Below are 13,246 nucleotides of genomic sequence, written 5' to 3'. Positions count from 1 at the left end.
CCCGAAACCGAGCGTCGTGAATAAGAGAGGCTAGTAGGAATCCGTAGCGGAAATTTTGGGTTACAGAGAATGGAATAGAGGGGGCGTCGCCGTGAGCTCAACACGCTCGCCGGGCATACGGCAAGCTCATATTAGCGCGGACGCGCCGATACGTACTCTTCCCGATGTCGCAGCCGGCGAGGTCCTGCGAGCATGACAGACCCACAGCGCGATCTCGTCTGCGTAAACAAGAGGAGAAAGGGACTATGGATACATCGCATGCGAATGCTCTGCTGCAAAAGCATGCAGTCCTCGACCGCCAGATTCAGGAAGAGATGAGCCGCCCCATGCCGGACGATGTCATGATTCAGCAGCTTAAGAAGCAAAAGCTACGCCTCAAGGAAGAACTGGCCAGGCATTGAAGCCTGCCCCGGGCGTGAGCCATGAACCGGCCTGATTGCTCTGGCCTGTTCTCGCTCCAGCCCAACTCCGCGTCTGAAGCATCGTTGACGCCTGGCGCGTGACGGCCCTGAAGATCAGGCGGTGGCGGTCGAAATGGGGGGAGGGGGCGCCTTTTACTCCATTAAGGATAACCGTCCGCCCTCCATCATCTGAATAAAGCAGCCGGTCAGAAATCGCCCATAGTCTCGTCCATGCCCCGCCATGATCGGCCTGGAACCAGTCGCTCACCAATGCCGTCGATTGACTCCCAAGGATACGATTCATATACGAATCATATATTGTAAATAGCGGCGAAGGGCATCCATGGGCATTGTGAAAATCAACGACGAGCTGCACGAAGAGGTCCGCAGGGCCAGCACCGTGATGTGCCGTTCCATCAATGCGCAAGCCGAATTCTGGATGAAGATCGGTATGCTCGCCGAGGCAAGCCCCACTTTGTCATTCAATGACATCGTCAAGACGCAATTTTCCGCAGCACATGTTCGCCTCGCCGAAGCGGCCTCTGCCTGACATGGTGAAGACATCTGACGAACTGGCGCTGATGCGTGTTTCCGGCAAGCTGCTGGCGTCCGTCTTCGAGATGCTGGACGAGCAAGACCTCGCCGGCATGTCGACATTGCAGGTCAACGATCTGGTCGATCGCTTCATCACCGTGGAGCTCGCCGCGCGTCCGGCGAGCAAAGGGCAGTACGGCTTCAAATTCGTCCTGAACAGCTCGATCAATCACGTCGTGTGCCACGGGGTGCCGGATGCAGACGAGATCGTCCGGGACGGCGACATCATCAACCTCGACATCACGCTGGAGAAGAACGGCTTCATTGCGGACTCGAGCAAGACCTATCTGATCGGCGACGTTTCATCTGCCGCAAAACGGCTGGTGCGTGTCGCACAGGAGGCGATGTGGAAAGGCATAGGGCAGGTGCGGCCTGGCGCCCATATCGGCGCCATCGGCTTCGCAATCGAGCGGCACGCCAAAAAGAATGGCTACTCGATTGTGCGTGAATTTTGCGGGCACGGCATTGGTCGCGAGATGCACGAGGAGCCGCAAGTCATGAATTTCGGGCGGCCGGGAATGGGCGTGCGCCTGCGCGAGGGCATGGTTTTCACGATCGAACCGATGATCAATCAGGGTACGCGCAAGGTCTCTACCCAAGACGATGGATGGACGGTCGTGACCAACGACCGGAAGCTCTCGGCCCAGTTCGAGCATACGGTCGCGGTTACCGGGAACGGCGTCGAAGTACTGACTTTGCGACGCGACGAAATGCCGATGCTGGCACGCGTAGCGTAGGCGGTTTCGTTGCAGTTACTCCCCGAAAGCGGCCCGAGGACTAACCACGAAAATCGGTCGTTCACGCCTGCGATGGCGACCAGATCTCATGGTCTTAAATCGTCGATCCGGTTGATCAGGTGACCCTCGCCGATGCTGCCGAGTACATCGGCCAGCCATTCCAGCAGATTAGGGGCGCCATCACGCCGACTGCATTCCGTTGAGGACTCCTGGCGGCGTGCCTGACGAGCGTTCCACTGGGGATATTGCTTAATTACGCGCGCGGGGCATGCGCTTAGATGCGTTCGACGGGCGAAGAGGGCTGCGCCCTGATGTTTCCGTCTGAGTGCATTGCGCCGAGGTCAAACTATGTGCCCCTATTCATCGACTGCAGGTCTCGAAACTGGACAACATATGACCAAGGAATCCCTTATTGAGAGCCCGCTGGATGGTTTGTCCGCAACGCAGGTTCGTGAGCGGCTCGACCGGGATGGGCCGAACGAGCTTCCGCGGCAGAAGAAGCGCTCGCCATGGCGGATTGCGCTCGAGGTGCTTCGCGAGCCGATGTTGGCGCTGCTGCTTGCCGCAGGGCTCACCTACCTCCTTCTGGGCGACACGGGAGAGGCGTTGATCCTGCTTCTGTTCGCGTGTTTCTCGATACTGCTGACCGTGGTGCAGGAAGCCCGGACCGAGAATGTGCTGGAAGCGTTGCGGGATCTTTCAGCGCCGCGTGCGCTTGTCATGCGCGATGGCGGGACCGTGCGCGTGCCGGGCCGCGAGGTCGTTCAAGGCGATATCCTCGTTCTTGACGAAGGGGACAGGATCGCGGCGGACGCGCTGGTGCTGCGGACCCAGGGGCTCGAATGCGATGAATCGCTTCTGACAGGGGAATCCGTTCCAGTGCGCAAGCGCAGCGCTTTCCAGGAGGACGCGGTCGCGCATGAACCTGGCGGGGACGATCTGCCTTATGTCTTTGGCGGTGCGATCGTCACTCGCGGTGGAGGCCTCGCCCGCGTGACGGCTACGGGTCCCCGCAGCCGCATCGGCGAGATTGGCAGATCGTTATCCAGCGTCGAGACCGAAGCGCCCCGGCTGCAGCATGAGATGCGCAGGATCGTGCGCATCTGCGCGACTGGTGGCATCGCGGTCGCTGCCCTGGTGGTTCTCCTCTACGGGCTCGTGCGCGGGGGATGGCTCGATGCATGGCTCGCCGGCATCGCGATCGGAATGTCGCTTCTGCCCGAGGAGTTCCCGGTCGTCCTTGCGATCTTCATGGCAATGGGCGCTTGGCGTATCGCGCAGGTCGGCGTGCTCACCCGGCGGGCGTCGGCGATTGAGTCCATGGGCGCGGCTACGGTCCTTTGCACGGACAAGACCGGAACGCTGACCCAGAACAGGATGGTTGCAGCCGGACTCTGGATGGCGTCCGGCGAAACGGCCGATCTTGGGGCGGGGATGGCCAGCGATCGTTTCGACGAGCTTTTGCGATATGGTGCGATGGCGAGTGCCCCGATCCCCGTCGATCCGATGGAGGTGGCCTTCCACGAAGCTGCCGTTTCGGCGGCCTGCCAGGATGTACGCGGATGGACGCTGATACATACCAACACCCTGCGACCTGATTTGCTGGCAATGACGAATATCTGGGAGAGCCCCGGGGAGGAGACGACGTTCGTTGCCGCGGCCAAGGGCGCGCCCGAGGCGATTGGCCGCCTGTGCAGGCTCGACAAGGAGGGTCAGGCCCGGCTCGAGGCGGCGGCCACCGCGATGGCGGTGCGCGGCATGCGTGTCCTTGGCGTGGCGGCCGGACGCGTCCCGCGCGAGGTGGCGGCGAAGGATCATCTCGAGCATGATTTTGAGCTGCTTGGACTTGTTGGATTGAAGGATCCGCTTCGCCCTGGTGTCAAAGAGGCGATTGCCCAATGCAGGACTGCCGGGATCCGTGTGATCATGATCACGGGTGACTATGCGGCAACAGCGCAGGCGATCGGCGCGGAAGCGGGTCTCGATGCCGGTGAAACGCTCACAGGACCGACTATCAGCACCCTGAGTGACGAGGAATTGTCGGAGCGGATCAAGACCGTCTCGATCTGCGCGCGGACGATGCCCGATCAGAAATTGCGGATCGTTTCGGCGCTCAAGGCTGCTGGTGACATCGTCGCCATGACGGGTGACGGCGTCAACGATGCACCTGCGCTGCGGGCCGCACATATTGGTGTCGCCATGGGCAAGCGCGGCACCGACGTTGCGCGGGAGGCGTCATCGATCGTGCTGGTGGAGGACGATTTTGGCGCGATCGTCTCGGCGATCCGGCTGGGGCGGCGGATCTATGACAATATTCGAAAGGCGATAGGTTTCATTTTCGCGGTTCATGTGCCGATTGCGGGGCTTGCACTGTTGCCGTTGCTCCTGGGGACGCCGATTTTGCTGGGCCCCATCCAGATCGCCCTCCTCGAGATGATCATCGATCCGGTCTGCGCACTTGTGTTCGAGGCAGAGCAGGAAGAAGAGAATTTGATGCAGCGGCCGCCGCGTGCGCCGCAGGAGCGTTTGTTCAACCTGCCTTTGGTGGCAAGTTCGGTGTTTCAAGGGGGGCTGGCGCTCGCGGTGCTCGGTGCGATCCTCGTCGCTTCGGGCCGTATTTCGTTGCCGGTTGAAGAATTAAGGACATTCATGTTCTTTGCTCTTGTCGCCTCGGTGATTGCCCTGGTTCTCGCCCATCGGTCGTTCAGTGCGCATATCAGCCAGGCGGTTGTCCGGCACAATGTGGCGTTCCGCTTTGTCCTGGGATTTATCCTGGCCGGGACGGTCCTGATCTTCGGGGTTGAACCGCTTCAGCAGCGTTTGGGTTTTGCGCCACTGGGCTGGGTTGAGGTCGGCTTGATCATATTGACAGGCGTTGCGTTGCTCGGCGCCTTCGAACTGATCAAAGCGGTCGGCGCGCACCTGGCGCCGTTGATCAGGCCGGTGGGTAGCCGACGCCTATCTTGAATCTGGAACTTTTATGCGGTGCGCTTCCGGGTAGCGGCGGACGGTGGCCGAGGCGGTGCAATCGCGGCTGGCCTGACAGTCTTCACCCTGTTCATGGGGCGTGGAACGGCTAAGGCCGCGCTCGATTGCAGGGGGGAGCGGATGGTGCGGTAGGTGCAGATACGCACGCGGATCCGGGTCAACGATGCCGGGTGGGTAATGCGTCGGCTCATCGTTGGATCCAACTGCGCGAATGCTCGTTCCGAAGGTCTTTGCGGGCATGATCCAGGTGCGCATTTGGCCAGCGGTCGCGCTTTCAGCGCCGCGGCTTCGCACTGCCGAGCATACGTTTGTTGATAACCTGGGTGGTTTCAAGCCCGATCCTGTCGCCGGGAATGAGGCACCCGAACATCGCCCTGGGCCCTTATCGCGCCGATGACGACGCGCTGTGACGCGGGCCCCGGTGCGTCGGCTCGAGACCGATGACATCGGTCGAGGCAAGCAGATAAACATCTTCTCCGCTGAAGAAGGTCTCGACGCGTTCGTCGTTGTTGTCCGGACGAGGGATGTGACCGAAGCGGCCCTGCCAACGCTGATCAACAAACTCCAGCAGTGCATCCCAGGCGGCGGAATCGGTGTCGTAGACCGCAAGGGTCTCTTGCCCCTGATAGAGAATGATGAGAACTATGGCCTGCATGCGCGCGTCCAGTCGGCTGCGCCGACATGGCGCGTGGGGTTCTCCCGCCTGCTAGATTCGGCGCGCACTTACTTTCAATAAGTAATCTTCCCAATCTTGAATTCGATCCGTCCTTACCAGATCCAGATGTTGGAACAGAAGATCATCCGAATTAGTGTAAATGTTTTGTTAATAATATTTATTTGATTGCGTGATGTGCGATAGCGTGACGTTATCTATGCTGTCTGGATAGGCGCCATTCCAGTGCTCGTCTTGCCATATTCTTGTAGGGCGCACTGCCAGGTCTGCTTGGCTCGATCCCGTCAACGATGGCCTATGGGTATTGTGTCGATTGCCCGGATTTGCCCGCTGCGTTAGGCTTTTGCTGAACGACAGGCCCGGTGGAACCGAGATGGGACAGCTGACGACAGTCGAAGCGGCCAACTGGATGGCATTGTATCTGGCGACCGGGATCTGTTGCGCGATGGCGTTCGCGCTCTCGATCGGGATGATGCTATGCGCGGTGTACCGCGAACGCAGCTGGACCGCAGTGACCTCCTGGCAAGCGGCGCTGTTGTTTGTGCCGCGAACCTGGTGGCGTTGGCAGAAGCTCTATTTGACCTCAATGCCCGTGACCCTCGCGATCGTCATCTTGTTCGCGGCCTCGATGAACTGGGGCTAGAGGCCGAAGCCGCGCAGGACGGCTGGTGCAATCCGGTTCCGCTCGAGATCGAGCGGTGAGACGCAGACGAGCGGAGCGAGTTGCTCCATTCGCGGGTGCGTTGCGGCTTTCGAAAGCAGGTACATCTCGTCATTCGAGCCCATGGCTTCGACCATGACGTGCCGGATTTCACCCGTGGATCTCGATCGCGCCTCAAGAAGGAAATCCGGCCGGCAGGGACCGATCTGGGTCAGGGTGTCGAACACAGGCTTCTCGATCATCAGGTCGATATCATAGCGGTCAAATGTCACGCGTAGCTTGATCAAATCGCGCAGCACCGCGCGCTCGAATTCGGAGTCGACGGGCATGAACCGTCGGCCCGAAAGGATCGGCTGGGCGTATGCGCGAAGCGGCGCATATCCATGCGCCTCGGGATATTGTCCGGCCACGATGAGGACCAGATAGGGACCCTTGATGGTATTGCCGCGCACGGAGGGAGATTGCACGCGGTTGGCGATCACGACCGGATCCGAGCCCGACACCTGGATCGTCGCGCCGCGGAACTCATGTGCGAAAAGGGCCAGGAAGGCCTGGGGCGCATGGCCACGCGGCCAACGGCGGGCGATCTCGCGCAGACTGGCATAGAGGCGCTTGCTGTGGAGCGCCTGCGCATGGGTCCAGAAGGCGCGGCCGAGCTCGATCCCTGGCGCGATTTCGACTTTTGCCGCAGCGGCGGACAGTGTTCGGAACTCATCGCTGATCGAATGGTCGGCATGATCTTCGGTCAGCGGCGGGACGCGGTTGAGACCGGAAATGTGGAGCAGGCGCCAAAGCAGGCGGGCGAGCCGGGGGACTGAACCCTGGCGCGTCCGGTCGTTGCTGCTGTCTTCTTCGGGCTTTTGCGCGAGCTTCTCCGGCGCCGGGCGCAGTACTTCGAAGTAACCCATCGGCGGATCGGCGGCGCTTTCATGGGTGTGGACCTCGCTGAGCCGATTGGTGGCCTGCTCGCGGAAGAAAGGGCAGTCGGGATGGTGCTCGGGGCGGTCGGTGCTGGTGAGCCGTCGAAGATAATAGGTTTCAGCCTCGGACAGGAAGGCGGGGGTCAGGATCGGGGGGGATTCACCTGACTGGAGGCAGTCGCAGGCGATCCATTTCTCGCCGATGCGCGCTTGCTGCACGAGCATGATGCCGGCCTCTTCGTCGTGCCTTGAGCCCTTGCCGGCATACCATCGGACCAGGGCGTCGCGCACAGGTTGGGGCAGCGGAATTCTGCCCGAGCCAAGGCCATTGGTGCGGCGAGGGATCAGCCACATGCGCTGCCGTCCCAGGCCCTCATCGCCCGGCTCTCATGGCGGCGGCGCGGATTGACAAGGTTGGATTTGATACTCTCCACTTGGCCTAATTGCGAATTGGGGAGGATCTCATGCGAGCATTTCTGATCGGCATCGCGGTCGCGGCGATAGGGTGGGAAACCGGTAGTATGGCTGCGGAGCCGCCGCCGGCGGCGCGTAGCGTCCAGTTGATTTCGATGGGCGCCACCAATCCGCAGAGGCCGCTCCGGGCGGGCGAGGATGTCGAGGATGAGGCCCCTCAGGCGGCTGATCACGCGGCGTTGCCGGCACTGCCCCCCGCGTTCCGCATCCACGATCTGAGCCGCCGCTGGGTGGAGTTTCAGATGGTTGACAGTTTCAGCGCTGCGCCGGAGGTACCGGCGCGTACCAGTGTGGCGCAGCCATCGGTGCCGCCCTCCACAGGTCTGCTCCCGGCGGCAGGATCGATCCCCGTCCCGATCTGGATGCGGGGCGGACCCATATTTGCGTCCGCTTCGCCGCGTTACGTGCCGGAATGTTCCGCAGCGCCCTACCGCCCGACCGGCTTCTTGCGGTCTGATGCGGAGTTCCGCCGGGCGACCTATTATGGATTGATGAGCAATATTGCATGTGAACATGGCATCCCGGTCGGTCTGTTCGACGCAATGATCATCCGGGAAAGTCAGTATCAGCCCAACATTTATTCGCCCAAAAATGCCTTCGGTTTGACCCAGTTGATGCCGGGAACGGCGGCGCAGCTGGGGGTCGACCGCTACCATGTGGAGAGCAACCTTCGAGGCGGCGCCAAATATCTGCGGCGGCAACTCGACCGTTTTGGTCACTATCACCTTGCCCTGGCGGCCTACAACGCTGGACCTGGCCGCGTCCGGAACGGTGCGGTGCCGCGGATCCCGGAAACGCGGGATTATGTCGACAATGTGCTGTTGAACTGGTCGCGGCTGAGCGGTTTTGAGCGCCGGGCGACCATAGTTCCCCAAGTGACCGTTGTTCCGGCAACGGCGGCACGTCCTGCCGGACGCGCGGCGACGGTGTCGACCTTTTGAACGAGGGCGTGCGGCGTGCGGTGCGTCGTTGACGCGATAGCGGCGCCTAGATCTGGAAATCATCGCCATCTGTGATCCGTGCCCGCCGTTCACGGATCTTCACGACTTCTTCGGCGACCCGCTTGACGACCGCCTTCTGGAGGGGCGCGCCCCAATCGCGTTTCACCTCCGATCCGTCGATGCCGTTGATCTCATCGAGCGCCTCGATGATCTTGCGGGGCAGGCCGGCTGTAGCGCGACGATTACGGTGTCCGGTCGTGTTGCCTCATTAAGCGATGTTCCCGAGCGGCATAGCCATTGCCTCACGTAAATGCTCCCTACAGGAGATCACCCTCACGGACTATTCCTTGCGCGACTGGGGGCCGCGCAGCGGAGCCGGAGGCGACGCGGAGCGGTACCCAGTCGCGCGGCAACGAAGAGACGGTCTCTGCCCCCAAGCGCCTGCCAGCGGGGGCAGCTGACGGGTTGAATACCAAGGCACGCGCCTGTTCTGATCGCCACACCTTCAACCGGCGCTGCACGGTCCGCAGCAGACCATCCGGATAATCGCCAGGCTGCTCAGCCTGTAGCTTCTCGAGCAACTCCCGACCGGTGCGCCATGGCTCCTCCTCGAACCACGCCTTCAACTGTTCAGTCACCGTCGCAAGCGGATCAGGACGGCGGCGCCAACGCTTCTGCGGGGCCTTTGCGGTTGCTGTCGGCCTTGCCTCGCCTTCGTGCCACAAGGTCCGCAGGCTCGTCATGAACGCATCCAGCGTTGGCGGCGAGGGTTCCGACGGATTCATTACGACTGCCCCGTCGGCCAGTCCCACCAACTTTTCTTGCGCCGTTCGGATGTCCCGCAACAGCCGGACCGGATCGAGATCGGCGAACGCCTCGCGGAGGTTTCGGCGCGTCTCCTCGGAGGTCCGTGGGTCGGCCAGCAACCGCTGGAACGGTGTCGCGGGAGCATGGTATCGCTTGTAGACCTTGGCGCCATCGCGTTGCTTCTCGGCAAGCTTGAACGATGGCTGGAAAAAGTTCACGAACAGGCGGGCAGCCGTGTACAATTCCGCTAACGCGCCGGTGGCTGCCAGGCCCTCGAACCGGCGATAGCCCGTCAGGCGCCGAACGACGGAACCGTTTTTCTGCTCAACCCAGGCCTGATCATTCTTGCGATAAGGACGGCAGCGGGTGAACGCGATCCCATGAGCCACGCAATAATCGCGCACCGTCTCGTTAATAAATACGCTGTCGTTGTCAGAGTCGAATCCCAGCAAGGGGAAAGGCATCAGCCTGCGCAGTTCGGTAAGCACAGCCACCAGCAGCGTCTGCTCGCGCACCAGCAACGGTGCGCATTCAGTCCAGCCCGTTGCGATGTCGGTTAAAGTGAACGTCCAGGCCCAGCTACCTTTTGCTGCCGGTCCGCTGTGCGAAACCAGATCGACCTCCATGTGCCCCGGCGCCGGATCACCCCAGTCGTCGAATGTACGGATCGGTACGCTGCGCCGGAGCTCGGTTCCAGATACGCCACGCCGCCGCTTTTTCGTCTGGCCTGCCTCGCGTATGGCGCGCAGTGAGCGGTCGATCGTCGCCGCGCTCATCCGGAACAGACTGGCCTTGACCTGCGGCGCCAGATCGAGGTGACCATGACCTTCCATCGCTTCGACAAGGATCGGAATGAGCGGCTTAAGCCGCTTGCCGCATAAACGGTCGCTCGCCTCCCACAACACCACTAGTGCAGTGCGCACAGCCTCATCGTAGACCCTGCGCCCGACACGCCCAGGAGTTCGGTCCGATGCCTCCTGCCGGAGAACCCGCATCGCATGTTTGCGATGGAAACCCGTGACCGCAACGAACTCGTCGAGCACCTTGCCTTTACTTGACCGATCGCATGCCCGGTATCGAGCGCCGACCGCCTCGATCAATTCTTTCCGCGTTGCCATGCTCACCTTCCTCATCGTTCCCTCCCAACCGTTGCCGGGAGCAGTCTAGATGAGGCAACAGCCCGTCACTCAGGAGCAAAAACGGTGAGGCAATGCGCCGGTTGAGCGGCGACTATGATGGCCGGTAGGATCGGTTGTCTGGTCTGATCGTAGGGAGGGGCGCAGCCCCGACCGGAGAGCGGACCAGACAACCGGTGGCGATCTTTTTCCCCTTCTTTCGGGGGGCAGATCGGGGCTGTGGCGGGCGGTGGTATCGGAACACTCATCGAACAACGAGCGATGGGTTTGCGATGCCGGGCCACCACATTTCCGATCAGCAGGTATTTCTTTTCATGACCCATCGTCGCCAACACACCCAGGCCGTCGCGGCTGCCAAGGCCGGTATCAGCGAACGCAGCGCACGCCGGATCGAGAACGATCCGCAGCTTCCGTCCCAGAAGAAGAAGGAGCGCCACTGGCGCACCCGCGCCGATCCGCTCGAGCCATTCTGGCCACGTATAGAGGAGTTGCTCCAGATCGACGGTATCATTGCCGTCACGGTCTTCGAGACGCTCCAGGACGAGTTCGGCGAGGATGCTGTTCCCGATGCGATACGACGAACACTGGAACGCCGGATCGCCCGCTGGCGGGCACTGCACGGCGGCGAGAAGGAGATCTTCTTCCCGCAGCATCATGAGCCCGGTCGGCAGGGCCTGTCGGATTTCACGGTATGCGACAGTCTCAAGGTCACCGTTGCCGGCGAGACCCTGGCCTATCGCCTCTACCACTTCCGCTTGGCGGCGAGTGGCTGGGAGCATGCGGCTGTCGTGCTGGGCGGGGAGAGCTTTGCCGCCCTTTCGGAGCACCTGCAGGATGCGTTGTGGAAGCTGGGCGGTGCGCCGGCCGAACACCGCAGCGATTCCCTGTCAGCCGCCTACAAAAACCTCGACGCCGATGCGCAGCGGGATTTCACCCGAAGCTATGACGAGCTGTGTCGTCATTACGGCATGCTTGCTACCCGCAACAACCGCGGCGAGGCGCACGAGAACGGATCGATCGAAGGTCCCCATGCCCATCTCAAGCGACGGCTCGATCAGGCCTTACGCCGGCGGGGCAGCCGCGATTTCGTCAGCATCGAGGCCTGGCGCGAGTTCGTTGAGGCGCAGGTCGCCAGACAGAACCGGCGACATGCTGCGCGCATCGATGCAGAACGCAGGGTACTCAAGGCGCTGCCCGCAAGGCGAACCACCGATTTCGCCATGGTCACCGTCGATGTCACCCGCAACGGCACCGTCGCCATCGATCGGGTTACCTATTCGGTGCCTTCCCGCCTCGTCGGACGGCGCTTGCATGCGCATCTCTTTGACGATCGCATCGAGCTCTTCCTCGGTCCGGACAGGGTAATGTCCACGCCGCGTGTGCGGATCAGTCATCCCCACCGGGGGCATAGCATCGATTTCCGGCACATGATCGGTAACCTGCGCCGCAAGCCCGGTGCACTGCGCAACCTCGTCTACCGCGAAGCCCTCTTCCCCGATCACGCCTACCGGCGGGCCTGGCAAGCCTTCGATGCCCAACTCGATGGACGGCAGGCCTGCCGCGATGCCGTCGCGCTGCTCGATATCGCCGCCAGGGGCGACTGTGTCGACGTGCTGGCCCGGCGGATCGATGAGGCTCTCGACAGCGGGCGCTTGCCCGATGTCGATGCGCTCAGGGACGAGTTCCTGCCAACCGCAAGATCGCAGCGCGATGTCGCTATCCCGCCACCCGATCTGCACAGCTACAACAGCCTGATCGCCAGCGGGGAAGTGCACTGATGACGCGCACCAAGGATCAGGCCGCCGCCGTACTGCCTACCCTGCTGAAGGCCTTGCGCCTGCCGAGCATCAACCGCAACTGGAAGCGCCTCACCGACACCGCCGATCGCGATGGCTGGCCGGCCGCCAACCTGCTGGCCTCGCTTCTCGAGATCGAGATGGCTGATCGCTCCTCCCGGCGCATCCAGCGCCATCGCGACCAGTCCGGCTTGCCCGCAGGCAAGACCTTCGCCACCTTCGATTTCGACGCCGCCCCCGGCATCCGCAAACCGCACCTCTTGTCCCTCGCCGCCGGTGACGACTGGATCGAGAACGGCGGCAACCTGCTGCTGTTCGGCCAGAGCGGGACCGGCAAGACGCACGCAGTTGCCGCCATTGGCCATGCCCTCATCGACACGGGGCGGCGCGTCCTGTTCTGCTCCACCACCGACATGGTCCAGAAGCTCCAGTCCGCGCGCCGCGACCTCAGCCTGCCCGCCATGCTCGACAAGCTCGACAAGTTCGATCTCATCGTGCTGGACGATCTGTCCTACGTCCGCAAGGACCAGGTCGAGACCAGCGCCTTGTTCGAGCTCATCGCCCACCGCTACGAACGCCACTCGCTCGCCATTACCGCCAACCAGCCATTTTCGGCATGGGACAACGTCTTCCCTGATCCCGCCATGACTGTCGCCGCGATCGACCGCCTCGTGCACCACTCGACCATCATCGAGATGAACGGCGAAAGCTACCGCAAGCGTTCCGCCGTCGCCCGCATCAACGCCGGCGATTACGACCCGCCCAATGGCGCCCCGGACCGGCCATCATAATTGTCGCTGGCTTCGCGCTCGGGAGCACCCTTGCTGAGGCAACGGGTAATTGTCGCCAGCGGCAATTACATGCCAACCATCCCATGCGCTTCAAACCCTCGCTTCCGGCCAGCGCCAGCGACAATTACCCAGCGTCGTAATTGTCGCTCGACGGTTGCTCCTCGCAACAGCAAATGGTAGCCAGAATTCACCAACCGGCGCGGCCACCTATCGGCCATCAAAATTGACGCCGACCGGCGCATTGCCTCACCGTTTTTGCTCCTGAGTGACGGGCTGTTGCCTCATCTAGACTGCTCCCGGCAACGGTTGGGAGGGAACGATGAGGAA

Annotated in this window: 11 protein-coding genes; 8 read left to right on the top strand and 3 right to left on the bottom strand. The window is 62.1% G+C overall.

Annotation, left to right across the window (positions count from 1 at the left end; genetic code table 11):
- Positions 1-245 precede the first annotated feature (245 nt).
- From IQ35_RS19935 to IQ35_RS19920, 4 genes are all read left to right on the top strand, one after another.
- A complete protein-coding gene (locus IQ35_RS19935) occupies positions 246-401 on the top strand; it encodes a YdcH family protein (RefSeq protein ID WP_145075999.1) in 156 nt (51 codons plus the stop codon).
- Positions 402-744: 343 nt separating this feature from the next.
- A complete protein-coding gene (locus tag IQ35_RS19930) occupies positions 745-951 on the top strand; it encodes a ParD-like family protein (RefSeq protein ID WP_145075996.1) in 207 nt (68 codons plus the stop codon).
- Between the two features lies 1 nt (position 952).
- Positions 953-1,732, top strand: a complete 780-nt coding sequence (gene map / locus IQ35_RS19925) for a type I methionyl aminopeptidase (protein WP_145075993.1) — start codon at positions 953-955, stop codon at positions 1,730-1,732.
- A gap of 393 nt (positions 1,733-2,125) precedes the next feature.
- Positions 2,126-4,699 (top strand): cation-translocating P-type ATPase, encoded by a 2,574-nt coding sequence (locus IQ35_RS19920; RefSeq protein WP_145075990.1) that lies wholly within the window; start codon positions 2,126-2,128, stop codon positions 4,697-4,699.
- Positions 4,700-5,102: 403 nt separating this feature from the next.
- Here IQ35_RS19920 and IQ35_RS19915 read toward each other — a convergent pair whose 3' ends face one another.
- Entirely contained in the window at positions 5,103-5,375 is a 273-nt protein-coding gene (locus tag IQ35_RS19915; RefSeq protein ID WP_145075987.1) for a hypothetical protein, read from the bottom strand.
- Positions 5,376-5,766: 391 nt separating this feature from the next.
- Between IQ35_RS19915 and IQ35_RS19910 the strand changes: the two genes are divergently transcribed.
- Positions 5,767-6,036 carry a hypothetical protein gene (locus tag IQ35_RS19910; protein WP_067104971.1) on the top strand — a complete coding sequence of 90 codons (270 nt, stop codon included), beginning with the start codon at positions 5,767-5,769 and terminating at the stop codon, positions 6,034-6,036.
- Here IQ35_RS19910 and IQ35_RS19905 read toward each other — a convergent pair.
- On the bottom strand, positions 6,033-7,328 hold the full coding sequence (locus IQ35_RS19905; RefSeq protein ID WP_145075984.1) for a hypothetical protein: 1,296 nt from the start codon (positions 7,326-7,328) through the stop codon (positions 6,033-6,035). The two genes, IQ35_RS19910 and IQ35_RS19905, sit on opposite strands and share 4 nt — an antisense overlap.
- Before the next feature lie 110 nt (positions 7,329-7,438).
- Between IQ35_RS19905 and IQ35_RS21660 the strand changes: the two genes are divergently transcribed.
- Positions 7,439-8,389 (top strand): lytic transglycosylase domain-containing protein, encoded by a 951-nt coding sequence (locus IQ35_RS21660; protein ID WP_237363775.1) that lies wholly within the window; start codon positions 7,439-7,441, stop codon positions 8,387-8,389.
- Positions 8,390-8,706: 317 nt separating this feature from the next.
- Here IQ35_RS21660 and IQ35_RS19890 read toward each other — a convergent pair whose 3' ends face one another.
- On the bottom strand, positions 8,707-10,329 hold the full coding sequence (locus IQ35_RS19890) for an ISNCY family transposase (RefSeq protein ID WP_030539573.1): 1,623 nt from the start codon (positions 10,327-10,329) through the stop codon (positions 8,707-8,709).
- 275 nt (positions 10,330-10,604) lie between these two features.
- Between IQ35_RS19890 and istA the strand changes: the two genes are divergently transcribed.
- Both istA and istB read left to right on the top strand, forming a co-directional pair.
- The gene (gene istA, locus IQ35_RS19885) at positions 10,605-12,110 is read left to right on the top strand and encodes an IS21 family transposase (protein ID WP_145075981.1); all 1,506 of its coding nucleotides are present in this window, start codon (positions 10,605-10,607) and stop codon (positions 12,108-12,110) included.
- Positions 12,110-12,919, top strand: a complete 810-nt coding sequence (gene istB, locus IQ35_RS19880) for an IS21-like element helper ATPase IstB (RefSeq protein ID WP_007686496.1) — start codon at positions 12,110-12,112, stop codon at positions 12,917-12,919. The genes istA and istB overlap by 1 nt, the downstream gene beginning before the upstream one ends.
- Positions 12,920-13,246 lie beyond the last annotated feature (327 nt).

The organism is Sphingobium wenxiniae (assembly GCF_007830065.1).
Classification (GTDB): domain Bacteria; phylum Pseudomonadota; class Alphaproteobacteria; order Sphingomonadales; family Sphingomonadaceae; genus Sphingobium; species Sphingobium wenxiniae.
The sequence above is the reverse complement of the archived record's forward strand: the minus strand, read 5'-3'. Positions and strand labels throughout refer to the sequence as shown.